Annotated in this window: 21 protein-coding genes and 2 pseudogenes; 15 read left to right on the top strand and 8 right to left on the bottom strand. The window is 69.6% G+C overall.

Annotated elements, in window-relative coordinates; genetic code table 11:
* The first annotated feature begins 5 nt into the window (after nt 1-5).
* The gene (locus tag ACIBH1_RS11840; protein WP_397313934.1) at nt 6-3839 is read left to right on the top strand and encodes an amino acid adenylation domain-containing protein; all 3834 of its coding nucleotides are present in this window, start codon (nt 6-8) and stop codon (nt 3837-3839) included.
* Nucleotides 3820-5091, top strand: a complete 1272-nt coding sequence (locus ACIBH1_RS11845; RefSeq protein ID WP_397313671.1) for an MFS transporter — start codon at nt 3820-3822, stop codon at nt 5089-5091. The genes ACIBH1_RS11840 and ACIBH1_RS11845 overlap by 20 nt, the downstream gene beginning before the upstream one ends.
* 4 nt (nt 5092-5095) lie before the next feature.
* Here ACIBH1_RS11845 and ACIBH1_RS11850 read toward each other — a convergent pair whose 3' ends face one another.
* Nucleotides 5096-6133, bottom strand: a complete 1038-nt coding sequence (locus tag ACIBH1_RS11850) for an LLM class flavin-dependent oxidoreductase (protein WP_397313672.1) — start codon at nt 6131-6133, stop codon at nt 5096-5098.
* A gap of 124 nt (nt 6134-6257) precedes the next feature.
* Between ACIBH1_RS11850 and ACIBH1_RS11855 the strand changes: the two genes are divergently transcribed.
* Nucleotides 6258-7388: a GNAT family N-acetyltransferase gene (locus ACIBH1_RS11855; protein WP_397313673.1), complete on the top strand. Its 1131-nt coding sequence runs from the start codon at nt 6258-6260 to the stop codon at nt 7386-7388.
* Nucleotides 7389-7537: 149 nt separating this feature from the next.
* Here the strand turns inward: ACIBH1_RS11855 and ACIBH1_RS11860 are convergent, their stop codons facing one another.
* From ACIBH1_RS11860 to ACIBH1_RS11870, 3 genes are all read right to left on the bottom strand, one after another.
* Nucleotides 7538-7960, bottom strand: a complete 423-nt coding sequence (locus ACIBH1_RS11860; protein WP_397313674.1) for a hypothetical protein — start codon at nt 7958-7960, stop codon at nt 7538-7540.
* Nucleotides 7961-8065: 105 nt separating this feature from the next.
* Entirely contained in the window at nt 8066-9325 is a 1260-nt protein-coding gene (locus ACIBH1_RS11865) for a glucose-1-phosphate adenylyltransferase (RefSeq protein WP_397313675.1), read from the bottom strand.
* Between the two features lie 152 nt (nt 9326-9477).
* Nucleotides 9478-10836: an MFS transporter gene (locus ACIBH1_RS11870; protein ID WP_397313676.1), complete on the bottom strand. Its 1359-nt coding sequence runs from the start codon at nt 10834-10836 to the stop codon at nt 9478-9480.
* 216 nt (nt 10837-11052) lie between these two features.
* Between ACIBH1_RS11870 and ACIBH1_RS11875 the strand changes: the two genes are divergently transcribed.
* The 6 genes and pseudogenes from ACIBH1_RS11875 to ACIBH1_RS11900 form a co-directional block, all read left to right on the top strand.
* The gene (locus ACIBH1_RS11875; RefSeq protein WP_397313677.1) at nt 11053-12381 is read left to right on the top strand and encodes a purine-cytosine permease family protein; all 1329 of its coding nucleotides are present in this window, start codon (nt 11053-11055) and stop codon (nt 12379-12381) included.
* A 181-nt stretch (nt 12382-12562) separates the two neighbouring features.
* Entirely contained in the window at nt 12563-14152 is a 1590-nt protein-coding gene (locus ACIBH1_RS11880; RefSeq protein ID WP_397313678.1) for a hydantoinase/oxoprolinase N-terminal domain-containing protein, read from the top strand.
* 73 nt (nt 14153-14225) lie between these two features.
* On the top strand, nt 14226-15335 hold the full coding sequence (locus tag ACIBH1_RS11885; protein WP_397313679.1) for a DUF917 domain-containing protein: 1110 nt from the start codon (nt 14226-14228) through the stop codon (nt 15333-15335).
* Nucleotides 15336-16043: 708 nt separating this feature from the next.
* Nucleotides 16044-16433 carry an SHOCT domain-containing protein gene (locus ACIBH1_RS11890; protein WP_397313680.1) on the top strand — a complete coding sequence of 130 codons (390 nt, stop codon included), beginning with the start codon at nt 16044-16046 and terminating at the stop codon, nt 16431-16433.
* Nucleotides 16434-16993: 560 nt separating this feature from the next.
* Nucleotides 16994-18265: an APC family permease gene (locus ACIBH1_RS11895; protein WP_397313681.1), complete on the top strand. Its 1272-nt coding sequence runs from the start codon at nt 16994-16996 to the stop codon at nt 18263-18265.
* Nucleotides 18266-18682: 417 nt separating this feature from the next.
* A pseudogene (locus tag ACIBH1_RS11900) lies at nt 18683-18901 on the top strand (ISNCY family transposase); the annotation flags it as partial.
* Here the strand turns inward: ACIBH1_RS11900 and ACIBH1_RS11905 are convergent.
* Complete coding sequence (locus tag ACIBH1_RS11905; RefSeq protein ID WP_397313682.1) at nt 18848-19015, bottom strand: hypothetical protein; 168 nt, start codon at nt 19013-19015, stop codon at nt 18848-18850. The pseudogene ACIBH1_RS11900 and the gene ACIBH1_RS11905 overlap by 54 nt on opposite strands.
* Nucleotides 19016-19851: 836 nt before the next feature.
* On the opposite strand from ACIBH1_RS11905, the gene ACIBH1_RS11910 reads away from it, so the two are divergent.
* The 4 genes from ACIBH1_RS11910 to ACIBH1_RS11925 all read left to right on the top strand — a co-directional run bounded on the left by ACIBH1_RS11910 (nt 19852) and on the right by ACIBH1_RS11925 (nt 22946).
* Nucleotides 19852-20337, top strand: a complete 486-nt coding sequence (locus ACIBH1_RS11910) for a phospholipase A2 (protein WP_397313683.1) — start codon at nt 19852-19854, stop codon at nt 20335-20337.
* Nucleotides 20338-20366: 29 nt separating this feature from the next.
* Nucleotides 20367-20510 carry a hypothetical protein gene (locus ACIBH1_RS11915; protein ID WP_397313684.1) on the top strand — a complete coding sequence of 48 codons (144 nt, stop codon included), beginning with the start codon at nt 20367-20369 and terminating at the stop codon, nt 20508-20510.
* Between the two features lie 252 nt (nt 20511-20762).
* Entirely contained in the window at nt 20763-21191 is a 429-nt protein-coding gene (locus ACIBH1_RS11920) for a hypothetical protein (protein WP_397313685.1), read from the top strand.
* 1260 nt (nt 21192-22451) lie between these two features.
* Nucleotides 22452-22946, top strand: a complete 495-nt coding sequence (locus tag ACIBH1_RS11925) for a hypothetical protein (protein WP_397313686.1) — start codon at nt 22452-22454, stop codon at nt 22944-22946.
* 376 nt (nt 22947-23322) lie between these two features.
* Here ACIBH1_RS11925 and ACIBH1_RS11930 read toward each other — a convergent pair whose 3' ends face one another.
* Complete coding sequence (locus ACIBH1_RS11930; RefSeq protein WP_397313687.1) at nt 23323-23835, bottom strand: Sua5 family C-terminal domain-containing protein; 513 nt, start codon at nt 23833-23835, stop codon at nt 23323-23325.
* A gap of 71 nt (nt 23836-23906) precedes the next feature.
* Entirely contained in the window at nt 23907-24335 is a 429-nt protein-coding gene (locus tag ACIBH1_RS11935) for a GNAT family N-acetyltransferase (protein ID WP_397313688.1), read from the bottom strand.
* A gap of 587 nt (nt 24336-24922) precedes the next feature.
* Here ACIBH1_RS11935 and ACIBH1_RS11940 point away from each other — a divergent pair.
* Together ACIBH1_RS11940 and ACIBH1_RS11945 are read left to right on the top strand one after the other, a co-directional pair.
* A pseudogene (locus ACIBH1_RS11940) lies at nt 24923-25591 on the top strand (IS5 family transposase); the annotation flags it as partial.
* A 319-nt stretch (nt 25592-25910) separates the two neighbouring features.
* Nucleotides 25911-26192: an integrase core domain-containing protein gene (locus ACIBH1_RS11945; protein WP_397313689.1), complete on the top strand. Its 282-nt coding sequence runs from the start codon at nt 25911-25913 to the stop codon at nt 26190-26192.
* A 26-nt stretch (nt 26193-26218) separates the two neighbouring features.
* On the opposite strand, the gene ACIBH1_RS11950 is transcribed toward ACIBH1_RS11945, so the two are convergent.
* Nucleotides 26219-26983, bottom strand: coding sequence for an SDR family NAD(P)-dependent oxidoreductase (locus tag ACIBH1_RS11950; RefSeq protein WP_397313690.1), 765 nt, complete (start codon nt 26981-26983; stop codon nt 26219-26221).
* Nucleotides 26984-26985: the final 2 nt, after the last annotated feature.

The raw sequence follows: 26985 nt of genomic DNA on the forward strand, positions 1-26985 counted from the left end.
GCGGAATGGAGGACGCCTACCCCTTGGCGGCCCTCCAGGCCGGCATGATCTTCCATAGCGTGTCCGAACCGGACGCCGCGACCTATCACGACCTGACCACGCTCACCCTTCGTGCCCGCTTCGAGCGCGAGGCCCTGGAGACGGCGCTGGCCCAGGTGAGCGCCCGGCACCCGGTGCTGCGCACCGCGATCGACCTGACCAGCTTCAGCGAGGCGCTGCAGTTCGTCTACAACGCGGTGACGCTGCCTCTGGAGGTCACCGACCTGCGAACCTCCGGTGACCCGCAGGCGGACATCGCCGCCTGGAGCGAGCGGGAGAAACGGCACCCGTTCGACTGGGCGTCGCCGCCGCTGGCCCGCTGCCACGTGCACCTGCTGCCCGGCGACGACAGCTTCGCCTTCAGCTTCAGCTTCCACCACGCGATCCTCGACGGGTGGAGCGTGGCGGCGCTGATGACGGAGATCCTCGGCCGCTACGAGGCCCTCCTGGACGGCAGGTCGCTGCCCGCCCCGCCGCCCGCCGCCGCCTTCCGCGACCTGGTGGCCGCCGAGCGCGCCGCGGTCGCCTCGCCGCATTCGCGCTCGTTCTGGCAGCAGCGGGTCGCCGACCTGCCGCAGACCAGGGTGCCGCAGCTGCCGGGGCCGTTCGCGGCCGAGCAGGGGGTGTCGGTGCTGCGCCGCCCGGTCCCCGCCGCCCTGCTCGACCGGCTGGAGGCGACGGCCCGCGAGCTGCGGGTGCCGCTGCGCACCGTGCTGCTGGCCGCCCACCTGCGGGTGCTGGCCCTGGTATCCGGCCAGGACGAGGTGGTGACCGGGCTGGTCACCCACAACCGGCCCGAGAACGAGGGCGGCGAGGAGGTGCTCGGCCTCTTCCTCAACACCGTGCCGGTGCGGCTCGACGTCACCGCCCCGACGTGGGGCGAGCTGGTGAAGCGGGTGTTCGACGAGGAGGTGGCTCTGCTGCCGCACCGGCAGTATCCGCTGTTCGAGATCCAGCGCCTGTCGGGCCGTACGCCGATGCTGGAGGTGCTGTTCGACTTCCGCGACTTCCACGTCTACCGCGGCCTGCCCGGCATCAGGATCGAGGGGCAGGAGTTCTTCGAGGAGACCGACCTGGCCTTCGCGGCCGGCTTCACCCGCTCGCGCGAGCACGGCGGCTTCGACCTCACGCTCACCTACGACCGGCAGAAGTACGGCTCCGCCCAGATGGAGGCCGTCGCCGGCTGCTACCTGACGGCACTGGAGCAGGCCGCCGATCCGGGCGCCGACCCGCGTCCCGCCTCGCCGTACCTCGGCGCCGACGCGGCCGCCGTCGAGGCGTGGAACGACACCGCCCGGCCGTACCGGACGGGGTTGCTGCACGAGCTGATCGCCGAGCGGGCCGCCGAGCAGCCCGGCGCGCCCGCCGTCTGCTTCGCCGGCCGGTGGATCACCTACGGCGAGCTGGCCGAGCGGGCGCGTGAGCTGGCCGGGCGGTTGCGCGCGGCAGGCGCGGGCCCTGACCACGTGGTCGGGGTACGGCTGGAGCGCGGGCCCGACCTGCTGCCGGCGTTGCTCGGGGTGCTGATGGCGGGTGCCGCCTACCTGCCTCTGGAGTCGAGCGTGCCGGACGAACGCCAGGCCGACATGATCGCCCAGGCGGGCGCCAGGATCGTGATCGGCGACGGGCTCACCCTGGACGTGCTCGACGGACCGGCCCCGGAGACGGCCGCCGGGCAGGAGGACTCGCTCGCCTATGTGATCTTCACCTCCGGCTCCACCGGGCGTCCCAAGGGCGTGGGCGTCTCGCACCGGGCGATCGTCAACCGGCTGGAGTGGATGCAGGAGACCTTCCGGCTCACTCCTGACGACCGGGTGCTGCACAAGACGCCACTGTCGTTCGACGTGTCAGTGTGGGAGCTGTTCTGGCCGCTGCTGGCCGGAGCCGGGCTGGTCGTCGCCGAGCCCGGCGCCCACCAGGACGGCGCCAGGCTGGCCGAGCTGATCACCGCCCACGACGTCGGCATCGTGCATTTCGTGCCGTCGATGCTCCAGCTGTTCCTCGACGAGCCCGAGCTGCCCGGCGGGCTGCGCCGGGTGGTGTGCTCGGGCGAGGCGCTCGGCCCCGAGCTGGCCGCCCGCTTCCACGAGCGGCTGCCGGGCGCCGAACTGCACAACCTGTACGGCCCGACCGAGGCCGCGGTCGACGTGACCTGGCACGCGTGCGTTCCCGGCGAGCGGATCGTGCCCATCGGCGGGCCGGTCGCCAACACCCGGCTGGAGGTGCTGGACGCCTCCGGCCGCCGCGTGCCCGTCGGCACCCCCGGCGAGCTGCACCTGGGCGGCGTGCAACTCGCGCGCGGCTACGTGGGACGGCCGGGGCTGACCGCCGAGCGGTTCGTGCCCGACCCGTACGGCCCGCCCGGAGCCCGGCTCTACCGCACGGGCGACGTGGCCCGATGGCTGCCCGGCGGCGAGATCGAATACCTGGGCCGCACCGACTTCCAGGTCAAGATCCGGGGCCAGCGCGTCGAGCTGGGCGAGATCGAGACCCGGCTGGCCGAACGGCCCGACTTGCGCGCGGCCGTGGTGACCCTGCGCGGTGAACGGCTGGTCGGCTACCTGGTGCCCGCCTCGGGCGAGCAGCCGCCGCCCGCCTTCGCCGTCATCGGCGCCGACCTGCGCAGGCACCTTCCCGACCACATGGTGCCCTCGGCGTGGGTGTGGCTGGAGGAGCTGCCGGTCACCGCCAACGGCAAGCTCGACCGGGCCGCGCTGCCCGAGCCCGACGCGCCGGAACGCGCGCCGTACGTGCCGCCTCGCGACCCGTTCGAGGCCAGGCTGGCGACGTTGTTCGAGGAGACGCTCGGCGTGCAGGCGATCGGCGTGCACGACGACTTCTTCGCCCTGGGCGGCCACTCCCTGCTGGCGTTGCGGCTGACCATGCTGCTGCGCAAGGAGCTGGACCGCACGGTGCCGCTGCCGACCGTGCTCACCGCCCCCACGGTGGCGTCGCTGGCGACGGAGCTGCGCAGGCCCGCGGACAACGACGCCGCCGCCGACCGGATCGTGCCGCTGCGCACCGCCGGACCACGCACCCCGATCTTCCTCTTCCACGCGCTCGGCGGGCAGGTCTTCCGCTACCTGCCGCTCTCCCGCAGGCTCGGCGCCGACCAGCCGGTCTACACCGTCCAGGCCGCCGGGCTCGCGCCGGGGGAGAGCCCGCACACCACGCTCGACGAGATGGTCGACGACTACACCGCCCACATCCGCAAGGTCAGGCCGCACGGGCCCTACATCCTGGGCGGCTACTGCATCGGCGGCAACATCGCCCTGGAGACGGCACGGCGCCTGCGCGCGCTCGGCGAGCAGGTGCCGCTGGTGGTGCTGTTCTACTCCGACGCCGACGAGCCCGTCATCCGGGCCTCGCTGGAGGACGACTCCGTGCTGCTCATGCACGCCCTGGCCGGCGGCAACGTCCGCATGGACCTCGACGAGCTGCACCGGATGCGCCCCGACGAGCGGCTGCTGGCCGTCATCGACGCCGCGGCCCGCTCCGACACCCTGCAGCCCGACGCCGCCGACCTCAACCAGGCCAGGCGGTTCCTGTCGGTCTTCCGGGCCAACGCGCACGCCGTCGGCCACTACCGGCACGAGCCCTACGACGGCGACGTGCTCCTGTTCTCGCCCACGTCGCAGGACGTCCCACCCGACGACATGGGCTGGCGCAAGGTCATCACCGGCTCCCTGCGCATCTCGCCCATCCACGGCGAACGCTTCACCGTCATGTACGAACCCCGGGTCGCCCTGGCGGCCGACGAGCTGAGGAGCACCATCGATCATGGCGTCACCCCCCACTGACGCGCCCGCCTCCCTGTGGCGCAACCCGGACTTCCTCAAGCTCTGGGCGGGCCAGAGCCTGTCACTGGTCGGCTCCCAGTTCACGCTGCTGGCCATGCCGCTGATCGCGTTCATCATGCTGGACGCCTCGGTCGCCGAGATGGGCGTGCTGGGAGCGCTCGGCCGGCTGCCGATGGTGCTGTTCTTCGTCGTCGGCGTCTGGGTGGACCGCATGCGGCGCCGCCCGATGCTGATCTGGACCGACCTGGTGCGCGCGGCCGTCCTGACCTCGGTCCCCGTGCTGTTCTTCGCCGACCTGCTGACGCTCTGGTGGCTCTACGGCGTCGTCCTGGTCATGGGGGTGGCGGGCGTGCTGTTCGAGATCGCCTACCGCTCCTACCTGCCGGCGCTGGTCGAGCCGGAACTGCTCGGCGACGGCAACAGCAAGCTGCAGCTCAGCGAGTCGATCTCGCGCTTCGCCGGGCCCAGCCTGGCGGGTCTGCTGATCGCGGCCAGGAACGCCGCCCCGGTGATCCTTCTCGTCGACGCGGCCAGCTACCTGGTCTCGGCGCTGACGCTGGGCGCGATCCGCAAGCGGGAGGACCCGCCCGAGCAGGAGGCGGGCGGCAGCATGATCCCGGCGATCAAGGCCGGGTTCGCGTGGGTGATGACGCAGCCGATGATCCGGCCCATCGCCATCGCCACCGCCGTCTACTCCTTCTTCGACATCGGCGTGCTGCAGACCCTGTACATCCCGTTCGTCGTGGCCGAGGTAGGGGTGCCCGCCGCCTGGACCGGCGGCGTCCTGGCCGTCGGCGGCGTGGGCGCCATCATCGGCGCGTGGTTGTCGGTGCGGCTGATGAAGAAGTACGGCCCCGGCCCGGTCATGGTCTGGTCGACGATCATCGGCAACAGCGCGCTCATCCTCGTCCCGCTGGCCGGCGGCCCCCTGTGGGCGGCCATCGGCGTGCTGGGCTTCTCCCAGTTGCTGGTCGGCATCTGCACGCAGGTCTTCGTCGTCAACAACATCACCGTGCTGCAGTCGGCCACCCCGAGGGAGATGGGCGGCCGCGTCATCGCCACGATCTGGGCGCTCGGGCTGGTGCCCGCACCGCTGGGCGCGCTGCTGGCCGGCCTGATCGGCGAGACGTTCGGCATGCGCCCCGTGGTGCTCGGCGCCGCCCTCGTCGGCGCCATCGTGCCGATGATCGTGTTGTGGTTCTCTCCCGTGCCGAAGATGAAAGAGGTGCCGACTGCTCCCGTCCCCGGCTGAGCCGTCACTCGTTCAGCTCGGCCAGCCAGGCCAGCTGCTCCAGGCGGTCGCCCAGGGTGGGTGCGTTGAGTCCCACGATGAGCCGCGTGGCGCCCGCCTTGCGGTAGGCGCCGAGGCGCTCGCGCACCCGCTCAGGCGTGCCGCACAGCGTCAGCGCGTCGACCAGGTCGTCGGCCAGCTCGTCGGTGGCCGCCATCAGGTCACCTTCGAAGTAGGCGTCCTGCACGGCTTCGGCCTCCTGGCCGAAGCCGAGCCGGTGCGCCAGACGGCTGTAGAAGTTGACGCCGCGGGTGCCCATCGCGCCCAGGTACAACGCGAGCATGGGCCTGATCATGTCGCGCGCGTAGTCGGCGTCGTCGTCGACCATGGCCATGACCATGGGGGAGATCTCGACGGCGCCGGCCGGGCGGCCCGCCCTGGCGGCTCCGGCGGCCAGGCGCTCGCCGAGCTCGGCGGTGTGCTCCGGCGGGAAGTGGATCGGCAGCCAGCCGTCGGCGATCTCGCCCGCCAGCTCGACCGCCCTGGGCCCCATGGCGGCCAGGTGCAGCGGCAGGGGGCGCTGCAGGGGGGCGACCGACATGCTGAGCGCCTTCCCGCGGCTGTCCGGCAACGGCAGGGTCAGCTCGGGACCGTCGTGAGCGACCGGATGTCCGCCGACGGCCTTGCGCACGACCGCCACATAGTCGCGCAGGTGCGCCAGCGGCCGCTCGTAGCGGTGGCCGTGCCAGCCCTCGGCGACCTGCGGCCCCGAGGCGCCCAGGCCCAGCAGGAAACGGCCACGCGAGAGCCGGTCGATCGTGACGGCGGTCATCGCGGTGGCGACGGCGGTGCGGGCGGTGGCCTGCAGCACGCCCGTGCCCAGGCCGATGCGCTCGGTGCCCGCCGCCAGCCAGGCGAGCGTGGCGGCCGGGTCGACGCCGTAGCCCTCCGACGCCCACACCGAGTCGTAGCCGAGCCGTTCGGCCTCGCGCACCAGGATGAGCTGATCGTCGTGGGAGGCCGCGATCGGGCCAAGGGTGCCGATGCTGAATCCGAGCCGCACGAAAGCCTCCAAAGAGTCGGTCTCACCGATCACTTTAGGGATGACATTTCGGCATTCAAGGGGGATTCGACAGTGATCATCTGGTGGGCGGCGATCCAGGACCGCCGCCCGGATCGGAGCACCCATGCCCACGCTCGCTGACCCCCTGGCCGGCCCCATCAGCCTGACCTGGGACAAGCTCGCCGGAGACCGGTTCTACTCGACCCGGCCCTGGCTCGCCTACTGCTCGGAGACCGCGCTCGCCCCCGCGGCCGCGATCGTGGTGGACCTGCCCGGCGGCGGCATGGCCGGCCTGCCCGTGTCCCTCGCGGGCCGCAACCTCCAGCCGTTCTGCGACTGGCACACCCTCCTGCACCAGCGCGGGCTGCCCCTCCCGCCGCGCTTCGGCCTGATGGCCGGACCCGTCCTCGGCCACCAGACGCACCTGCTGCGCACGCCGGGCGTCGGCAGGAAGGAGGCCGCGGCAGCCGTACGGAACTCGCTGGCCGGGACCGGGCTGCCCGCGATCGGCATGTTCTTCGTCACCCCCGACGCGGCGGCCCTGCGGGAGGCGGGCGCGCCCGTCACGCCGGTGCTGCTCGACGCCGACGCCTGGCTGGCCGTGCCCGCGGGCGGCTGGGACGAATGGCTGGCCGGGCTCAGCCGGGGCCGCCGCCACGCCGTGCGCCAGGAGTCGAGCCGCTTCGCCGAGGCCGGATACCGGCTGCGCGAGGTGGCGCTCGGCGAGTGCGCCGAGGCCATCGCCGTGCAGATGGAGGAGACCGAGGCGAAATACGGCCGCACCGGCCTGCTCTACCTCGAGACGCTGCTGTCCCAGGCCCGCCATCTCGGCGACCAGGCCAGAGTGCTGCTGTGCCTGCCGCCGGACGGCCCCGCGGTCGGCCACGTGCTGTTCTACGTGTACGGCGACACGCTCTACATCCGCTCCGCCGGCTTCCACTACGCGCGGCTGCGCGGGGTGTCGGAGTACTTCAACGTCGTCATCTACCAGATGCTGCGCCGCGCCGCCGCGATCGGGGCGCGCTGGGTGCACCTGGGGACCGGATCCAGCGAGGCCAAGGCGCTGCGCGGGGCGCGGCTCCGGCCGCTGTGGCTGGTGGACCTGTCGCCGGCCAGCGTGCTGGCGGGGTTGGACGAACAGGTGGTGGCGGCCAACGCGGCCACGCTGGCGCGGCTGTCGCCGACGGCGTTCGTGGGCGGCCAGTGGGAACTGGAGGGCGAAGCGGCGGTCTGGGCGGGGATGGCGGGGGGCTGAGTGCTGCTCCTGCGGTCACCGCCCAGGGACCCCCGACGAGATCGGCGGGGAACACGACGTAACGGAGAACGTCCTGTTCCTGGGCGGTGACCACGACGAACGACTAGATACCCGGCGCCATTGCAGGACAGCCCGTCGCCCGTGGGTGGCTATACGACCGGTGCCGGGGCCGCCGTCTTGGCGCGGCGGACCGGCTCACGGGCCGCGGTCTTGGCGCGGCGGACCGGCTCGGGAGCTGCGCTCTTCGCGCCCCGGGCGGGCACGGGAGCTGCGGTCTTCGCGCCCCGGGCCGGCACAGGAGCGCGCAGGATGGCGCCCCGGTGGTCGTACTCCTGCGCGTCCTGCTCGTCGAACCAGCGCCCTCCGTGACCGAGGTAGCGGAAGGCGAAGGTCTCGCCCCTCGGGACGGACACCGTCACGGAGTACCGGCCGTCTTTCCCGCTGACCATCGGATGGGCGTAAGGGTCCCACGCGTTGAAGTCGCCGACGACCGACACCGGGCCGGTTTCTGCGGGAAGAGCGAAGTGCACCTGCACCAGGCCGTCCCGGCTGGCTTTGCCGTACGTGAACATCTGGCCTCCTGGAAGGCGGCCCGCTCCGGGCCGCTTCGAATGAATGGCACCGTGAGCCGTACCCGTCGAGTTTTGCCGGAAAGGCGGCTATGGCACTTTTTAGGGTTATCTGACCAAGGCCTGATCAGGCATTGCACGCTCGGCGAGGCCAAAGCTGTCGCGGCTGATGACCACCACACCCGACTCGGTCACGCTGAAGCGCCGCTCGTCCTCCTCGGCGTCCAGGCCGACGACCGTGCCCGCGGGAACGATCACGTCCTGGTCGACGATGGCGCGGCGCAGATGCACGTCGGCGCCGATCCGCACGCCGTCGAGCAGCACGCTGTCCTCCACCCGCGCCCCCGACTCCAGCCGGACCCGCGGACCGGCCACGGAGCGGCTCAGCGACGCCCGGTCGGCCAGTTGCAGACCGGGGGACAGGATCGAGTCGGCGACCGCGGCCGACCGGGTGCGCTGCCCGCCGAGCAGCATCTCCAGCGCCGGGTCAGGCCGATGCTGAAGAGGCCACCTGTCGTTGTGCAAGGCGAAGGAGGGCTCGGGGCCGAGCAGATCGAGGTGGGCGTCGTAGTAGGCCTGAAGGGTGCCGACATCGCGCCAGTAGCCGCGCTGATGCTCGCCCACCCCCGGCACCACGTTGTCGGCGAAGTCGTGGACATCGGCGTGACCGTCACCGGCGAGCATAGGAATGATGTTGGCCCCGATGTCATGAGCGCTGAACGGATCGAGGGCGTCGGTGCGCAGCGCTTCGATCAACGCCTCCGTCCTGAAGACGTAGTTGCCCATCGAGGCGTGGATCTGGTCGGGCGCATCGGCCAGGCCGCGGCAGGTCTGCGGCTTCTCCACGAAGCGGTCGATGCGGCGGCTGCCCGGGACACATTCGATGACGCCGAAATGGCGCGCGAGCCCGACCGGCTGCCGGATCGCCGCCACCGTGACGTCCGCGCCCGACTCGATGTGCTGGTCGACCATCTGGCGCGGATCCATCCGGTAGACGTGGTCGGCGCCGAACACCATCACGTGCTCGGGCATCCGCGACGTCCGGGCCTGGAGGAGATGCAGGTTCTGCGCCAGGGCCTGCGCGGTCCCGGAGCAGTGCGTCCCCCCTCCGGCGGGCACCGGCCTGATGTAACCCGACGACGGGCGCCACCTGCGCGCCATGTAGTCGTCCAGGCTGCGACTCTGGTACTGCGTCAGCACCAGGATCTGCGAGTAGCCCGCATTGGTGAGATTGGCGAGCACGAAGTCGATCAGCCTGGGCGTTCCACCGAACCGCAGATATGGCTTGGCATGATCCTGGGTGAGGGGGAGCAGCCGCTTGCCTTCTCCGCCTGCGAGCACGACGGAGACGATTCCGCACGAAGTCATGCTGAGGGCTGTGCCCGCAGCCTGGGGGAATAACGCGGCGATCTATCAAGGGTTGACCACGCGTTGGCACCTACCGGCCGCATTCCGTGCACAGAGCGGGGATTGGGCCCGTGATCACCCTGTCGGGCGACGGCCTGGAGGCGCGGAGCCCGTCAGGAATGCCGGGCCTCCTCGAGGACGCGCGCGGCCTCCCGCTCATAGAAGCCGCGGGAGGCCAGCACCACCAGGCCGCCGAGGATCATGGGAACGATCAGCGCGTACATGGCCAGGAGCAGGGATCCGGTGGCGTCGGAGGTCAGGCCGACGATGAGGGGCCCGAACGCGAGCCCGATCGTCAGCAGCAACTGCAGGACGGCGAAGCCGACGCCGCGCGAACCGGCGCCCACCACGTCGGCGATGCAGGCGGTGCACGTGGGGATCGCGGTGGCGGAGAGCGTGACGGCCAGCAGCACGAGGATCACCAGCGCCACCGGAGAACTCGTCAGCAGAGCCGCGCCGAGCAGGGTCGAGCCGATGGTGATGCCGGCGCCGCCGACGAGCAGCCGGCCGCCGCTGACCCGGCCGTGCAGCCGTTTGGCCAGATAGGAGCCCAGCACGGTGCCCGCCAGAACCCCCACCAAGGTGGTGCCGCCGCTGAGGGCGCCGGCCAGACCCGCCTGCAGGCCGAAGACGCGGACCATGAGCGACGGCAGCCAGTAGTAGACGCCGCCGAGCCCGAGCGTGAGGATCATCACGCCGAGAGAGACGAGGACCAGGGTGCGGATCGCCAGGACCTGGCGGACCTGCGACCAGAAAGCCCGTTTGACGACGGCCTCGGGGGCGGGGACGGGGACGGCGGGCGAGGGTGCGGCGGTGCCGGTGGCCATGATCCTGTCGATCTGGCCGCGCTCGGGTTCGCGCAGCCGCCAGGCCAGCAGAGCGGTCAGCGCGCCGGGGATCGCCATCAGCAGGAACGCCGCACGCCAGCCGTACGCCTGCCCGATGAGGCCTCCGAGCAGGGTGCCCAGGCCGCCGAGATAGGAGGTCATCCGCGTCCAGCCGTACACCTGCATGCGGGTGGCGGCCGGGTAGAAGTCTGCGAGCAGGCTCCCGACGGCGGGGTTGTCGACGTTCTCGGCCGCGGCGAGGAGCACGCGCATCAGGTAGAAGACGGCGAACCCGGTGGCCAGGCCGCTGCCGAGGGTGGCCAGGGCCCAGCACAGGACGACGACCGCGATGATCTTCGTACGGCTGTAGCGGTCGGCGAAGTACCCGGCCGGCAGCGCGACGAGCGCGGCGGCCAGCGCGGAGGCGGTCGGGATGGAGCCTGCGACGGTGTCGCTGAAGCCCCACTCGGCTTGTACCAGGGGCAGGACGCCGGACATCAGGTTGGCTTCGATGCGGTCGACCAGGCCGATGACGAACAGGACGGCGAACGGTCCCCAGCCGAAAGGGTTGGGATCGGTCGCGCTGATGCCCTCGGGCGGCGGGGATCCGAGGCGTCGGCGTTCGCGGGCGATGGCCTTGACCATGTGCTCTCCTCCGCGCAATTACGGGCCTTAGGCGCTAGAAGGTAGTTCTAAAATCTTGTTCTAGTGGGGAGTGTCGTGCATCACACCGGATTCCGCCAGTATTCGACGGCGCCGTTTTAGATCTGGGATGACTCCGTGCGAAACGCCGCTTCCCGGTTACCGATCTGCGCCATACCGTCCAGGTATCCGCTGATCGTTTCCCTGAAGGGATGCAGGATGACGCACCCCCCAGCCCCTCGCACCAGCGCCTTACCCCCGGACACCGGCCTGGCCCGTGACGACTACGCCCTGGAGCGCGTCCCGGCCTCGGCCCGCTACGGCTGGCCCACCGTGGCGATCCAGCGCTTCGGCCTGCTGTCGGCACTCTCGCAGTTCCTGCTCGGCGCCACTCTCGGCATGGGCATGACCTTCTGGCAGGCGGTCCTGGCCGTCACCCTCGGCGCCGTGATCCTCGAGATCGTCGCCATCGCGATCGGCATCGCCGGCATGCGCGAGGGCCTGTCCACCAGTTTGCTGGCCCGCTGGACCGGATTCGGCACCTACGGCTCCGGCCTGGTCGGCCTGGTGCTCGCGGTGTGCCTGCTCGGCTGGTTCGGCGTGCAGAGCGCCGTGCTCGGCTCCGGGGTCGCGGCGCTGCTCGGCGGGCCCGCCTGGCTGTGGGCGATCATCGGCGGCCTTGCCATCACCGCCATCGTGGTGCCCGGCTTCGCCGGCATGGCCTGGACCGCGTGGATCACCGTCCCGGCCTTCCTCCTGCTCGCGGGCTGGGCGATCGTCGTCGAGCTCGGCAAGCACCCCCTCGGCGAGCTGGTCGCCTCGGCCCCCGCCGGCCCCGTGCTGAGCCTCGCCCAGGGCGCGACCCTGGTGGCGGGCGGGTTCATCGTGGGCGCTGTCATCTCGCCCGACATGTGCCGCTTCAACAAGAACGCCGCCGATGTGGTCAAGCAGACCGTCGTCGGCATCTCGCTCGGGGAGTACGTGCTCGCCCTGGTCGGAGTGCTGCTGGCGCACGCGCTGCGCACCGGCGACGTGGTGACCATCGTCACCACCACCTCCGGCGTGATCGGCACCGTCATCCTGATCGCGGCGACCCTCAAGACGAACGACTGGAACCTGTACGCCGCCGGGCTCGGCGTGACCAACGCCCTGCACACCGCCTTCGGCATGCGCGCCGGCCGCGCCGCCGTCACGGTGGTGCTCGGCGTCATCGGCACCGCGCTGGCCGCCCTGGGCATCGCCGACCACCTGATCGACTTCCTCATCCTGCTCGGCGTGGCCGTCCCTCCGATCGCCGGCATCATGGTGGCCGAATACTTCGTGGTCCGTACCTGGCGCGCCGACCTGGACGCCTCCCGCGAGCGCGGCGAACTTCCCGCCCGCACCCCCGGGCTGGTGCCCGCCGCGATCGTGGTCTGGGTGGCGGCCGCGCTGATCGGCCACTTCGTCACCTGGGGCATCCCCGCACTCAACGCGCTCCTGGCCGCGTTCGTGCTGTACGTCGCCGCAGGCAAGGCCGGGCTCACCGGCCGCGCCGACGCCTCCTGACCTCCTGTCCCACCGTCGTCCTCGCCGCCTGAGCTGTCTCCGCAGCCTGGCGGCGCCCGACCCGGCCATCCTCCGCGCAGCTTCCCCACCACGGACGCCGACCGCACCCGGCGTCTTTTCCACCACGGACGCCGGGTGCGGTCGGCGTCCCATGGCCCCACACCCGAAGGAGCACACAACCGTGCGCATAGGGATCGACGTGGGCGGCACCCACACCGACGCCGTCCTGCTCGACCAGGCCCTGACCGTCACCGCCGAGATCAAGACCGCGACCACCCGCGACGTCACCACCGGGATCGTCAACGCGCTCACCGGGCTGCTGGAGACCAGCGGCCTGCAGCGCGACCGGGTGACCGCCGTCATGATCGGCACGACTCACTTCACCAACGCGCTGGTCACCCGCCGGCGGCTGGCCCGCACCGGCGTGGTACGGCTGGCGTTACCCGCCACCGCCGCGACGCCGCCTGTCATCGACTGGCCGGCTGATCTCGTCTCGGCCATCCGGCCGAGCGTGCACCTGTGTCACGGCGGCCACGAGTTCGACGGCCGCCCCATCTCCCCGCTGCGGCCCGACGAGCTCAAGCGGGTGGCCGCCGACCTGGCCGCCCACGACATCTCCACGGTCGCGATCAGCTCGGTCTTCTCGCCCGTCACCGCCGAAGCGGAGCTGGAGGCGGCCGACATCCTGCTGGCCGAGCTGCCGCACCTGCGGGTGAGCCTGTCGCACCAGATCGGCCGCATCCGCATGCTGGAGCGGGAGAACGCCACCATCATCAACGCCTGCCTGCTGGATCTGGCCGACGAGATCGTCGACGCCTTCACCGGCGCGCTGCACGAGGTGGGCGTGCACGCGCCGCTGTTCCTGTCGCAGAACGACGGCACCCTGATGGACGCCGAATACACCCGCCGCTACCCCGTCCGTACCTTCGCCTCCGGCCCCACCAACAGCATGCGCGGGGCGGCGTTCCTGGCCGGGCTGAGCGACGCGGCCGTCGTCGACATCGGCGGCACCACCACCGACGTCGGCGTCCTGGCCGGCGGCTACCCCCGCCAAGCCGGCACCGACGTCGACATCGAGGGAGTGCGCACCAACTTCCGCATGCCCGACGTCGTCTCCGTCGGCCTGGGCGGCGGCAGCCGCGTGCAGACCGACCCGCTGCGCGTCGGCCCCGACTCGGTCGGCTACCGGCTCACCGGAGAGGCGCTGGTGTTCGGCGGCTCCACCCTGACCGCCACCGACCTCGCCGTGGCCGCCGGCCTGGCCGACATCGGCGATCCGTCCCTGGTCCGCCACCTTGGCCGCGACCTGGTCCGGCGCGGCACCACACTCATGGCCGAACGCGTCGCGCACCTGATCGACCGGATGCGCCTGTCCGCCGAACCGCTACCGGTGGTCGTGGTCGGCGGCGGCAGCATCCTGATGCCCTCCTCGCTGCCTGACGTCCCCGAGGTGCGCATCCCCAAGCACCACGGCGTCGCCAACGCCATCGGCGCCGCCATCGGCCAGATCGGCGGCGAGGTCGACCGGCTGTTCGTCACCAGCCCGCAGATGACCCGCGACGACGTGCTGGACCTGGCCCGCGCCGAGGCGACCGACCTGGCGATCTCGGCCGGCGCCGTCCCCGCCACCGTCCAGATCGTCCACGTGGACGAGATCCACGTGAACTACCTGCCCGGCAACGCCGTACGCGTCATCGCCCGCGCCGTCGGAGACCTGGACCTGGCACGCGCCCAGGCCGGAGAGGAGCCCGGCCAGTGGGCTACGAACTGACCCCGCCCGTTCCCGCCCTCGGCGCCGCTCAGGGCTCTACCCGCCGCACGCGCGGCAGGAAGGAGCTCTACTCATGGGCTACGACCTGACCACCCGGATGCTGCACGACCTCGCCGAGGGAGCCGCGGTGCTCGGCACCGGCGGCGGCGGAGACCCCTACATCGGCAGGTTGCTGGTCGAGCAGGAGATGGCCGCGGGCCGCGGCGTGCACATCATCGGCGCCGACGAACTGCCCGACGACGCGCTCGTACTGCCCTCCTCCATGATGGGCGCGCCGACGGTGTTCGTGGAGAAGCTGCCCTCGGGCGGCGGCAACATCGCCGCCTTCCGCGCCCTGGAGAAGCACCTCGGCCGTACGGCTTACGCAGTGATGCCGACCGAGTGCGGCGGGCTCAACAGCATGATCCCGCTCATGCTCGGCGCCCAGCTCGGGCTGCCCGTGGTCGACGCCGACGGCATGGGCCGCGCCTTCCCCGAACTGCAGATGCAGACCTTCGGCGTGCTGGGGGTGCCCGGCTCGCCGATGGCCATCGCCTCCGATCACGGCGACGTGTGCATCATCGACGCCGGCCGCGACAACAAACGCATGGAACAGCTGGCCCGCGTCCTGACCATCGAGATGGGCGGCGCCTCCTACATCAGCGACTACCCGATGGACACCGGCCAGGTGCGCGCCACCTCCGTGCACGGCACCCTCACCCTGTGCCGTCGCATCGGCGAGACGCTGCGCCGGGCCAGGGCCGAGCATGCCGACCCGTTCGACGCCCTGACCAGCATGCTCGCCTCCACCCTCTACAAGCTCGGAGCGGTGCTGTTCCAGGGCAAGGTGGTCGACGTCGAACGCCGCACCGTCGACGGGTTCGCCCGCGGCCGCGCCCGCCTGGAAGCCACCGGAGGCTCCCCCGGAAACCAGCTGGAGCTCACCTTCCAGAACGAGCACCTGGTGGCCCGCCTCGACGGCCGGGTCATCGCGATCGTCCCCGACCTCATCTGCACCCTGAGCACGGAGACCGGCGCGCCGGTCCCGACCGAGTCGCTTGCGTACGGCCAGCGACTGACCGTCTACGGCATCTCCACCCCGCCGATCATGCGCACCCCCGACGCGCTGGCTTGCTTCGGCCCCGCCGGATTCGGCCTCACCGAGACCTACACCCCGCTGGAGGACCTGCTGTCACACACCTGACCAGCACCACCCCCGGAGCCGATCCGCCGGGCCTTGCCATGCTCATCATTCGTGACCACGTCGACACCCCGCCGGGATCGGGCGGTGGGGAGCACCACCGTCGTCACCGGCATGCGACGACCCGTGCTCACCCACCGCCGACCAGCTGCCCGATGCCCGCGATGACGCGTCCGCCGGATCGGTGGTCTGCCGCTGGCGGGGCTGCTGGTGGTGGGCACTCTGCTGCACCTGTGCTGGGTCGCGCTGACGGCCCGTGCCATCCGCAGGCCGCCGCGCCGGGCCACGCCACGTCGGCCTGCCGTACCGGTCGGCAGATCGCTCATCGCACCGGCGCTCACCGAACGCCTGCTCCGCCGGCGCGGCGCCGGTCTCCTGGACGCGATGGCCGCCTCCCGCGATGCTGCCGTTCTGCGCTCGACCACACATGAGGCAGTGCACTAGCGCTGCTTCACAGGAGAAGATCCCCGAAAAACGCAATCAACGGTCGGACGTGCGAAAGCCGGACTCCACGAGGCCAACGACCGTCCGCGGGAGCGCAGCCGCGCACGACTCGCCTTGCCCAATCGTGGCGTCCCCTCGCTGCCCCCTTTACCCAAATGGCCTCAAAATGGAGGTGTCCCCCCGGATTCGTATCAGAGTCGCAGGGGGGACGCCACGACTCCGCATTGTGGATGTGAGCGTCTCCCAGAACAGTGAGAGGACGTCCACATGAACGGCTACCCTCTTCTCGACCTCTTCTGGACCATGTTCGTCTTCTTCATGTGGGTCCTCTGGTTCATGCTGCTCTTCCGCATCATCGGGGACCTCTTCCGTGACGACACCGTCAGCGGGTGGGGCAAGACCGGCTGGGTCATCCTCCTCATCCTGCTGCCCTTCATCGGCGTCCTCATCTACCTGATCGCGCGCGGCAAGGGCATGGGCGAGCGTGAGATGAACAGATTGCATGCCAACCAGCAGGCGTTCCGCACCTACGTCCGCGAGACCGCCGATTCGGGCACCGCCAGCGAGCTGGCGAAGCTCGCCGATCTGAAGCGGCAGGGCGACATCACCGGCGAGGAGTACGAGCAGGTCAAGGCCAAGATCCTCGCCGGGACCTGACGGTGTGCAGGACGTATGCGGCCGAAAGCCTGTCGGTCCGGCCGGTTCACCCGCTCATCGCGCGGGGTCCGAACGCCCGGCTCGGGGAGGCCACCACGAACGGCGACGGCTTCGGCCTCGGTGTCGGCCTTGGTGTCGGCGGGTACGGCGAGCGTCCGGAACCGGTCGTCTTCAACAGCGCCGAGCGGCGTCGAGCGATCAGCATCCGCGTGAGGTGGCACGGCAGGTGCACAGGCGCCTGCCGTACGCCCATGTCCGGGCCGCGACGAGGACCACGGCACCCCGCCGCCCGTGCAGACGACCGGTGACCACCGACGGCGAATCCACCCGGGTCTACCGATCCGCCGGAGCGGCGACGACGAGGCCACTGTGCTCCCTCACCGACATCGCCTGGGTGCGACGGCTCCGCCCGGATCTGGAGATCCTGCGGGAACTGAGGGCGGGGACCACTCAGCGAGGGGGGAACGAGAGCCCCGAGAGCTCCTCTGGGTGATCCGTGACAGCGCAGTCCAGCTCCATCGGTACTCCCCATCGGGGAGATGGCGAAAGCGGGGTTCGAGATGAGCTCAGCAACGAAGGCGATGAACGTACGGCAAGCGGCGTTCATCGGCGTGGGAGCCATGGTGGGAGCCGGGATCTTCGCCCTGCTGGGCGCGGCCGGAGAGGTGGCCGGGTCCGCCGTCTGGATCTCCTTTCTGCTCGCCGGAGCGATCGCCGCGCTTCAGGGTTACTCCTTCGCCAAACTTGGCGCGCGCTACCCCTCCGCGGGCGGCCTGCTGGAGTACGTGGCGAAGGGCATGGGCAACGGCCACATCACCGGAATCACCGCGTGGCTGATCTACGTGGCCAACGGCATCGTGACGGCCATGGTGGCGGTCTCGTTCGGGAACTACGCCAGCTCCGCGTTCGCGGGAGAGAGCAAAGGCTGGGCTACGGCCTTCGCGGCGCTGATCATCATCGTGATGACCCTCGTCAACATCGTCGGATCCCGGCTGGTGGTGAAGGCGCAGACCGTCATCGTCTACGTCGTCCTGGCGATCCTTGTCGTGTTCGCGGTGGTCACCATCGCCAGCGGGAGCTTCTCGCTGCTGGCGCCGTCGGGGTACCCGTCGGTGCGCGACATCGTCTCCAGCGTCGCGCTCACGTTCTTCGCCTTCCTGGGTTTCGGCATCATCACGTTCACCGCGAAGGACCTTCCGAACCCGTCCCGGCAGCTTCCGCGGGCGATGTTCCTGGCGTTGGGCGTCGCTACCGTGATCTACGTGGCGATCGCCATCGGCGTCTTCAGCACCCTGACCGTCGACGAGGTCATCGCCTCCGGCGGGACGGCCCTCGCTGTGGCCGCCGAACCGACGCTGGGCGCCGCGGGGTACTGGCTGATGACCGTGACGGCGCTGTTCTCCACCGCCGGCGCGACGAACGCCGGCCTGTATCCGGCGGTCGGCCTGTCCGAACGCCTGGCGGAGACCCAGCAGTTCCCGCCGGTCATGGCACGCAAGCTGGGCGGCCGCGCCTCGGTCGGGCTGCTGGTCGCAGCGGCCGTGTGCCTGGTTCTGGCGTTGTTCTTCAATTTGGACGCCATCGCCTCGATCGGCAGCGCCGTCGCCCTGCTGATCTTCACGTTCATCACGGTCGCCCACTTCCGGGTCCGGCACGAGACGGGCGCGAGCCCGCTGATCCTCAGTCTCGCGGTGGGATCGGCGGGCCTGGTCCTTCTCACCTTCATCTTCACCACACTCGTGCACGAGCCCGCCGCGATCGTGGCGATCATCGTCATCCTCATCATCAGCGTCGTCCTGGACTACGGCTGGAAGCGACGCCACCGCATCTGATCGGGGACCTATCACGTGCTGCGTCTCACGCAGGTACCGCAGCAAGTCGCGACATTGCGCCGCCACCAGCGCCACGGCGTCGGCCAGCAGGCCCGCGGACGCCGCTGAAACGTCAGCACTGAGGTGACGCGCACTTCCCGGGTTGCTACTTGTGAATAGTCACTTAATTGTGCTGAATAATAGTCATCGACTGTCAACCGCCTGGTGGGAGGGTCCATATTGCCACTTTCGGAATGCTGATCAGGGGAAAGCCGTCAGGGCGGCAGTGCTATTTAACTGCCAACGAAATGACCATCTTGGCGTGTGTCCTGACTGTTGCCCGCGTGAGCAGGGATTTCGCCAGGCGATAAAGACCTGCGTTGGTCACCGCGGCCGTGAGTGCGGACAAGCCCGGCGGGGGTGGACGGTTGTGAGTAACGCACTGACGGCCGATGCGAGCCGCTTGCCCGTCCTCGTTTCGAGGTGACCGATGAAGTGCGGGTACGACTGGCGTATTGGCGGGGAAATGTGTCGGCGTTCCATCGGGAGCTCGTCGAACAGGCCGCCGAAGCAGGCTGTAATGCGCCGAGTTCGCCCACGGTCTTACGGGCCGTACGGCGGGATCTGACCCGTGGAGCGCGGGCGGGCCTGCTCGGGGTCCACGACCTTCGCGCCGACGGCCCGACCGTGAGCCTGCAGATCGACTCGGCTCATCTGGACGACCTGCTCAAGCAGCTCGCCGCTGCCGGCGTGCGCAGCCTCAGCAGCCACTCGCCTCGCCGTACGAACTCCCGAAGGGTGGGTGCGAGGTCCGGCCGACCCGCTCGTGGTCGCCGACCAGCTCGGCGTGCCCGACATCGTCGCGGAAATCATGGCCCGCTACCGTAAGGCCCGCGAGCGCTACCGGACCTTCCTCAAGATCGTCGAGCACTCGAACCGACGCTCGACGCCGAGGACTACTCCATCCCGAAACAGGTCCTCGCGGCGCTCAGGCCTCCCGTTTGGGAAGAAAACCACGCGCACGCCCCTCCCAACCCTGCCACGTTTGAGTTCCGCCAGGGCACCCTCCCATAGAAGGCGTGAAAGTCGGCAGGCGGCTGATGCCAAGACGCCGGCGGGCCCTCAGATCTCTCTGCGGGCCCGCCGGCGAATAGACAGGCGTTTTGCCTGACGAGTCGAAGTCGGCAGGTCGCAAGTGATTTCGTCGGTGAGTTCGGGGACCAAAGCGATCGGCCCCTTTTGGCTCCACTTGGTGATCGACCGCCCATGATTTGAAGGCGAGTTTTGGTACCAGTCTGGTTGGCCGGGTTCGTGCTGGCGCGAGCAGCAGCAGGATTGTCGGACGGAAACGAATCTCCCCCTGAGCTGATCAACGGGTCCATGACTGCGATCTGCGGTGGCGCGCGGGGAGACGGTGCGTTCAAGACCGTTCACGTCCCCGCCGTACGAAGCGGGGGACAAGGTGGACGGGCCACACCTGCCCGATGTGACACGCCCCGGGTATGCCCGGGGTATGTTCCCGGGTCCGCGGCGCTATGTTTTGGTGCGCCCCCGTCGCGGTGCTGCGACTCTTTCCCTGCTGTTCCTCCCCAGAGAAAAGAGTCACCATGAAAAAGGCGCTGGCCCTGTCCGTCGCCGCCCTGGCGATGGGCACCATGCTATCTACCCCCGCGCAGGCGACCGCGCTCGACAAGACCCAGGCGCAGCGCCTGGCGATGGCGCTGACCCTCACGAAGAACACCAAGGCCAGCTACAACGCGTGGGCCCGGTTCAAAATCGACAGAAACACCGCTCAGGTCAAGGAGTACAAGTTCAACTGGAACACCGACGGCTGTTCGGTGCCCAAGGAGATCGGAAACTCTGAATACTGGAAGGGCGTCTTCAAGATTCCCTGCGATCGTCACGACTTCGGCTACCGCAACGTCAAGGCGCTGGTGAGCTCCAGCAAGTGGCGCAACACCTACAAGAAGCCCGTCGACGACGCGTTCCTCTTCGACATGGGGAACGTGTGTGTGAAGTTCTCCGGCACGAAGAAGGCGTCCTGCCGGGTGGCCGCGGCGGCCTTCTACGGCGCCGTCAGGGTAGCCACGTAGGAGGGCCACATGGCAGGCCGAGCTCCGTGGTGAGAAAGATCGAGGCCCCGACCCGCATCCAGGTGCCGGGCGGCAAGATCATCAACGAGCACACCGGCCAGGTGAACACCGGTGACAAGGCGATCTCCATCGCCCACATGATCGCACCGCGGTCTCGAGCAGCTTCTTCGTGATGTTCCTTCTATCGGGCGGGTTCTGGTGCCCGCAGAGAAGGAGCATGGATCAAGGGTTGAGTCAGGGCGACAGATCCCTCGGACACGGTGCGGTTCGGCCAGCAGCCGTGCGGACTATGGTCGTCGGCTGCTTGGTCGTGGAAAACCTAGCGTCCCACTAGCGCGCTCCGAGTGGTCTCATCAGGACATACCTCCGCTATACCGCGTCTCCGTATGGTCTCACCTCGACGGGAAACCAACGGAGGGAACCATATGAAGATCATGCGTAACGCGGTCGTCGTCGGGGCCATGGGGGCCGTGGCCATGATGGGCGCGCCTGCGTCGGCCTCGGCGTCCGCGCAGGCGGCGTCGGCGACCACGTCGGCAGACTCGGCCCTCGTCGCGACCTGTTCGAAGGGGTCCTACAAGCTGAAGGTGACCGTCACCTATGTCAACGGGTTGGGTGCGCACCGCTTCCGCAAGGTCTTCTGGACGGCCTCTGGCGGCCCCACCAACGTCAAGGTCAGCCTCGTCCAGGACCGGGGCGGCCTTCCGGACGTCTCGTTCACGTCGGTCGTGATCACCGGCAATACCGGCCACAAGGACATCCCGGCGACGCGGCCTATGGCGCATCGGGTCTTCGTGAAGCTGGATGGTAGGACGGGTGTCACGAGCTGCGCCGGGCAGAGCGGCGTCATCTGATCCGGACCGCTCGGCGCCCGCTGTCGCGAGAGACGGCGGACGCCGAGCGGTCAGGGCGAGGGGTGGGGGAGTTCGAGGCCGGCCGAGCTGGGGAAGTGGTCGGAGGCCTCGGTGCCGAAGAAGCAGCCCCCGCCAGCCCAGACAGCGTCATCGGCCGCCGCCCTGCAAATGCCCCTCGCTCGTGGCCCGTCCGGCAAGGGTGACTCCGGATGGTGGGCAGGCGCAGCATCTCGCAGGCCTGGTCCACGGCGGCGGCCTGTTCGGTCAGACCGCGATGACGGGGAACGGTCATGGTCAGGGCCTTCCGTCCTCACCGGAGGGCGAAGGGCTGCCTGCCGCGGGCCGGCGTAGCAGCTGGTCGTAGATGGCCACCGAGGGCAGCGGCCGGGTGTCAGGTGGCAGCGCGGACGTGCGGCGTTCGGTAACGACACCACCCCCGGTTTCTCCAGCCAGGCCAGCGCCCGCGAGCGTGCGGGCGGCGGCGAGCCGCGCTCGGAGTCGAGCTGGGCGACTTACGGGCCTCCAGAGCGACGGCGTCCGCGGTCCACGTGCCCACCCGCAGCGCCGCGGCGATCCACGGCCGCCACATGCTCGTAAGCCATGTGGCGGTGCGACAGCAGCACCTCGATCAGCGTGCGTGTGCCCTCGGCCTCGCCGTGCGCCCGGCGGGCAGCGGCCCACCACGCCTCGTGCTCACGGGTGAACTCGCCGAGCGGCGCGCCTGCTCCAACGCGGTGGAGCCGGGCGGGGCGCCGGGCTTCGTCAGCAGGATCTCCAGGTATGGTCCAGCTCCAGCCGCGAGCCGCCCTTGGCGATCAGTTCGGCCTTCCCCTTGTTGACGATCGGTGCCCCCTCGCTATGCGGAGCACCCCGATCGTCTCAGCAGCCGGACATTCGTGGTACCAAACACCGACACTATTTTCCGGCTCATATGGGTGGAGCCTCACCTGACCGATAGCTGGTACCCGCCCTCACCTACATAGTCATCGCAAGCGATGGGCGCCGACTTTCGGTGCCCGGGTGGCGGTGGCTTGGTCCCAAGCGCTCCAGCCGACTTCGGCGTTGGGCTGTGTCCTTGAGCTTGTCGTTTAAGTTTCGATCTTCGCTTTAGTGCAAGGCAGACTTCTGAGTGGTCGCTGAGGGTGATGTCTCAAGCTCGGCAGCGGGTTTGGTGCCCTTCTTGTGGTGCCCGGGTCGCGCGTAGGCCTCGCCGGTCGCCCTCGATAGCGAATCTACAGCGGCCGTGGCTACGTTGCTCCGGTGACCACTACCAAGATCAAGTCAGCTGCCGCTGTGGCCGCTGCGGCGCTCGGCGCCGCAGTGTTCGTGGCTCCGACCGTCCCCGCAGTGGCTGCCACCTACTACACGCTCAAGAACCTCGACTCCAAGCTCTGCCTCACAGGAGACACCAACGGCGGCGTCTTCACCACAGACTGCCGAGCCGGCAGGACAACGCAGCAATGGCAGCTGCTGACCGGCGCCACCAGCCGTGAGCGCCTTTATAAGAACCGCGGGACCGGGCTGTGCTTGTCAAACCCGACCGGCAACGGATCCGCCAGAGGTCGTTCCTGCGACAAGAGCGACTGGAAGCAGAACTGGGAAACCGGTGGGGCCGAATACCTCATGAGCTTCAAGAGTGACAGCCCGAACTACAAGTGGAGGCTGTACGACCAGCGAGGCACTAGCTTGGTGCCTGCGACGACTGGCTCGGTCAGTCCAAATACCGCAGCGCAGTGGAGGCGTCTCAACACTTGAGCCATGCCGTCCGGCGGGCCCCGCCAGAAGGCTGATGGACCTAGCGTTCGACACCCGAGCATCGGCGCGGGCACGGCGCCCAGGTGTTTGCCGGCGCACAGTTCGAACGCCGCCTGATCGATCGCCTCGCCCCCGGCCTGTCCCAGGCAGCACCGCCGACATCCCATACTGCCGTGTAGAAGGATCCCACCCTTGCTGGCCGCTCATCACCCTTCCCCGAGGTGGTCCTAACTCCGCCAGCCCCAATCGGACGCTGCCCGGGGGCGGCGGTTGTTGCGGCGCGAGCTTCCCCGGTCTCGCCCTCGGCAGCGCCCGACCGCCCTGCACCTTGGGATCGTGCCGCCGGGGTCTGCTCCGCCGACCGAGAGCTGGCGGGTCAGTCCATGCAGCGCGGCCCTGCGGCGCGTCGCAGGCGGTTGGCGAGGGCCAGCCTGAGTCCTTCTTCACCCGGCAGGCAAGCCATGATGAGGTCACACCCCCGCTCAACGAACTTGCGCATGAACACATGCAGGTTCTGCGCGTAGGCGGCCGGCCATCGAGTCGGAGACCGCACCACGGCGTGCGCTCGCACTGACGTCCCTGGAAGCGCAGGGTGCAGCAGCAGGACCTCCTGCGCCGGGAAGGGCGCCTCCTGGCCTGCGACGCCGTCTCGGGACGCCGTCCCCAGACGCCGGCGACCATGGTCGGCACGGCTTGCCGACCGACAACATCCACCCCCAGACGGGCACCTCCGGCTGGAACAGGTGGAGACGACGGTCATGTGCACCGCCGCCTGCCAGGCCCCTACGCCGCCTTGGAAAATGGGAGAAGCCCTGCCGGCCCTGCGCCAGTTCACGGAGCGGAGGACCGGATGGGGCCGCCAAGCCTTGCAACCCAGGACGTGACTCATCCCCTGGCGCCGGACGGACGGCAGACCGCGAACTCGCCGTGGCCCTGGAGATCATCGCCCAGCCGGATGACCTACACGGCACCATCACGACCTTCATCGACGCGGTGAGGACCAACGCGAAACGCTCCAGTCATACCTTCGTGTCGGCTGTAGCCGAACCTGCGGTACAAGCTCATCGAATCGCCGGCGGCGAAGAGGCCCACGAACGCCTTCGGCCCCGCTTGGACGGCGATCCATTCCTCCAGCCTCCTCAGCATCGCCGCGCCGATCCCGCACCGCTGATATGGCGGCATCACGGCAAGATCCTGCAGATAGAAGTAGATGGCTCCGTCGCCGACGAGCCTGCCGACGCCGATCACCTGACTGTCCACGACGGCCACGACTCCACGCAGCGACCCAGCCAGCGACGCAGCTACAGCGTCCCGGTCATATGCGTGCTCCCAGCCCACCGCGTCCGTGACGGTGAGGAACTCAGTCGGGGTCGGCATCCGGTCGATCAAACTCCAATTCACCATCGGGACAATAGCGTGCAGCGTGCACTTCGTCGTCACCGAAGTTCCCAGGTCAGCGAGGGCGGCCACCTGGGGAAACAGCAATCGACAGCCTGCGCAACGCCGTACGGTCGCGCTCGATGGCGTCCATCTCGGCGATGATGCAGCCCGCGCATGCGGCCCGCCACAGGCGGCGCCGCCGCTCACCGCGCGGTCACGCGGGAGCCCAGATAGATCTCCTCGATGCCGCGACTCGTGGCCCGCATGATGTCGGTTTACCGTGGTGTGGCTGGTCATGCTGGTTGACCAGGCCCAGGCTGTACACCTCGCCGGCGCCCGGGCGGAATCATCACCGCCTGGTCGTAGTAAAGAAACCATGCGAATCCGACGAACATGGCGCTCCTCACCTGCTCCTCGACGAGGCGCCGCGGTACTTCTCCCCGCGCTCGGCGATACTCGCCGTCGTGATCGAGGGGGTGAGAGGCTTCGGCCCCGTCGGGATGGCAGAAGGAGAACTCGATGTTCACGATCGGTTTGTCGCGAACCTCGTACTGCCCCAGGTACTCGGCACTGTTTCGCGGACCCGAGCGGTGGGCCTGTTCGTGCTGCACACCGGCATCGCCTGGAAGCACCTGCCTCAGGAGCTGGGCTACGGCTCGGGCATGACCTGCTGGCGGCGCCTGGCAGCGTGGAACAAGGCCGACGTCTGGCAGCGCCCGTACGAAAAGCTTCTCGATCGGCTCCGCGCCGCCGACATGCCCGACCTGTCCCGGGCCGCGGTGGACGCCTCGCAGATCAGGGCAATAAAAGGGGGCCGCAGACCGGCCCGTCCCCGGTCGATCGAGGACGGGCCGGCAGCAAGCACCATCTGATTACTGGCGCGGGCGGCCTCCCGCTTGCGGTCGACCTGACCGGCGCCCCCCGCAGGCGACGTGGCCCAGCTCCGCCCGCTGCTGGAGGCCATTCCGAAGAATCGCGGCAAGCGCGGTCGGCCTCGTCAACGCCCCGACGCTGTCATGGCCGATCGCGGCTACGACCACGACAAGTACCGCCGCATGGTCCGCGAGCTGCAGATCCGGCCGCTGATCGCCCGCCGCGGCACCGAACACGGCTCCGGCCTGGGCAAACAACGCTGGATCCTTCGCTCTGCTGCACGCGTTTCGTCGCCTGCGCATCCGCTGGGAGGCCCGCGCCGACATCCACGAAGCTTCCTGAAACTTGTCTGCGCACTCATCTGCTGGCGACGCCTGACGTCATTGCGTTAGGAGCTCTGCTACCGATGAGTGATCGTGACAAGGACGCCGAGATTCTCGCGCTACGCCACCAGGTCATGGTCTTGGAACGGCGACTCGGCACCGACGTGCGGGTGAGCTTCGCCCCCGAAGACCGCCTCTTCCTTGCGGCGCTCCTGATCTCACTGCCCCGAGCCGCCCTGCGTCGGCCGCGGCTTGTTGTCCGCCCAGCCACCGTCCTGCGCTGGACCTCGGGCACCGGACCACCTCATTCCGGTTCCTCATCCGTGACAGGGACGCCAAGTTCACCGCCGCCTTCGACGAGATCATCTCCAGCCAGGGCGTCACGGTGATGAGGACACCACCACGAACGCCCCGCGCCAACTGCTTCGCCGAACGCTGGATCCGAGCCTCCCGAACCAAATGCACCGACCGCATGCTGATCTACGACGAACGCCATCTTCGATCAATCCTGAACGAGTACACCGATCACTACAACAACCATCGACCGCGCCAGTCCCGTCAACAACGCCCACCCAATCAAGACGAGCACGTCGTGGTGCCGCTGGAAGGCCGGATTCCGTGCCGGAAGCTAACTCAGCCGTGCCATCAACGAGTACTGCCGTCCGCCTGACCACCCCGGAAGCGGTACAAGCTGGGTCAGTCCGGCATCGTGGCGACCAGGCCGCCATCGATGATGAGGTCCTGGCCGTTGATGTAGGCGGCCTCGGCGGAGCCGAGGAAGGCCACGGCATCGGCGATCTCTGCCGGCCGGCCGAAGCGGTGGGCCGGGACACGGGCGCGGCTGGCGGCGGCGACCTGCGGGGGGAGATCGGCCTCGGGGTACATCGGGGTGTCGATATAGCCGGGACTGATGGAGTTGACGCGGATGCCGCGCGGCGCCAGGTCGGCGGCCAGCGTACGGGCCAGGTTGTGTACCGCGGCCTTGGTGGCGGAGTAAAGGGAGAGGACGCTCCCGCCTCGATGAAGGGTCCAGGAGGCGTTGATGATCACATTCCCGCCTGGCGGCATCAGGGGGACGGCCCGCTGGATGGTGAAGAAGACGCCCTTGAAGTTGACAGCGACGGCCAGGTCGAAGTCCGCCTCGGTGATCTCGGCGCTTGGCTTGAAGACGCCCACCCCGGCGTTGGCGAAGACGACATCGAGGCTGCCGTAACGGCCACGGATCGTCTCCATCAGGACGTCCAGGGCGGTGAGGTCGGCGGTGTCGGCGGCGACTGCGAGGACGCGGTCGCCGCCCAACTCCTTGACAGCGGCGTCGAGCCGGCCCTGATCGCGGCCGGTGATGACCACCTGGGCACCCTCGTCGCTCAGCCGGCGCGCCGTCGCCAGGCCCATGCCGCTGGTGCCGCCTGTGATGAGTACGGTCTTGCCGGTGTACCGGGATGCGGTGGATTCGCTCATGA

The sequence above is a fragment of the Nonomuraea sp. NPDC050663 genome, from assembly GCF_044456985.1.
In the GTDB taxonomy this organism is placed as follows: Bacteria; Actinomycetota; Actinomycetes; order Streptosporangiales; family Streptosporangiaceae; genus Nonomuraea.

Bases quoted from the DNA above. Each gene is read 5' to 3' on its own strand.
- ACIBH1_RS11910 (WP_397313683.1), top strand. From the start codon at position 19,852: ATGAAAAAGGCGCTGGCCCTGTCCGTCGCCGCCCTGGCGATGGGCACC.
- ACIBH1_RS11890 (WP_397313680.1), top strand. From the start codon at position 16,044: ATGAACGGCTACCCTCTTCTCGACCTCTTCTGGACCATGTTCGTCTTC.
- ACIBH1_RS11865 (WP_397313675.1), bottom strand. From the start codon at position 9,325: ATGACTTCGTGCGGAATCGTCTCCGTCGTGCTCGCAGGCGGAGAAGGC.
- ACIBH1_RS11930 (WP_397313687.1), bottom strand. From the start codon at position 23,835: ATGAGTCACGTCCTGGGTTGCAAGGCTTGGCGGCCCCATCCGGTCCTC.
- ACIBH1_RS11860 (WP_397313674.1), bottom strand. From the start codon at position 7,960: ATGTTCACGTACGGCAAAGCCAGCCGGGACGGCCTGGTGCAGGTGCAC.
- ACIBH1_RS11875 (WP_397313677.1), top strand. From the start codon at position 11,053: ATGACGCACCCCCCAGCCCCTCGCACCAGCGCCTTACCCCCGGACACC.
- ACIBH1_RS11895 (WP_397313681.1), top strand. From the start codon at position 16,994: ATGAGCTCAGCAACGAAGGCGATGAACGTACGGCAAGCGGCGTTCATC.
- ACIBH1_RS11885 (WP_397313679.1), top strand. From the start codon at position 14,226: ATGGGCTACGACCTGACCACCCGGATGCTGCACGACCTCGCCGAGGGA.
- ACIBH1_RS11840 (WP_397313934.1), top strand. From the start codon at position 6: ATGGAGGACGCCTACCCCTTGGCGGCCCTCCAGGCCGGCATGATCTTC.
- ACIBH1_RS11855 (WP_397313673.1), top strand. From the start codon at position 6,258: ATGCCCACGCTCGCTGACCCCCTGGCCGGCCCCATCAGCCTGACCTGG.
- ACIBH1_RS11945 (WP_397313689.1), top strand. From the start codon at position 25,911: ATGAGGACACCACCACGAACGCCCCGCGCCAACTGCTTCGCCGAACGC.
- ACIBH1_RS11920 (WP_397313685.1), top strand. From the start codon at position 20,763: ATGAAGATCATGCGTAACGCGGTCGTCGTCGGGGCCATGGGGGCCGTG.
- ACIBH1_RS11870 (WP_397313676.1), bottom strand. From the start codon at position 10,836: ATGGTCAAGGCCATCGCCCGCGAACGCCGACGCCTCGGATCCCCGCCG.
- ACIBH1_RS11845 (WP_397313671.1), top strand. From the start codon at position 3,820: ATGGCGTCACCCCCCACTGACGCGCCCGCCTCCCTGTGGCGCAACCCG.
- ACIBH1_RS11950 (WP_397313690.1), bottom strand. From the start codon at position 26,983: ATGAGCGAATCCACCGCATCCCGGTACACCGGCAAGACCGTACTCATC.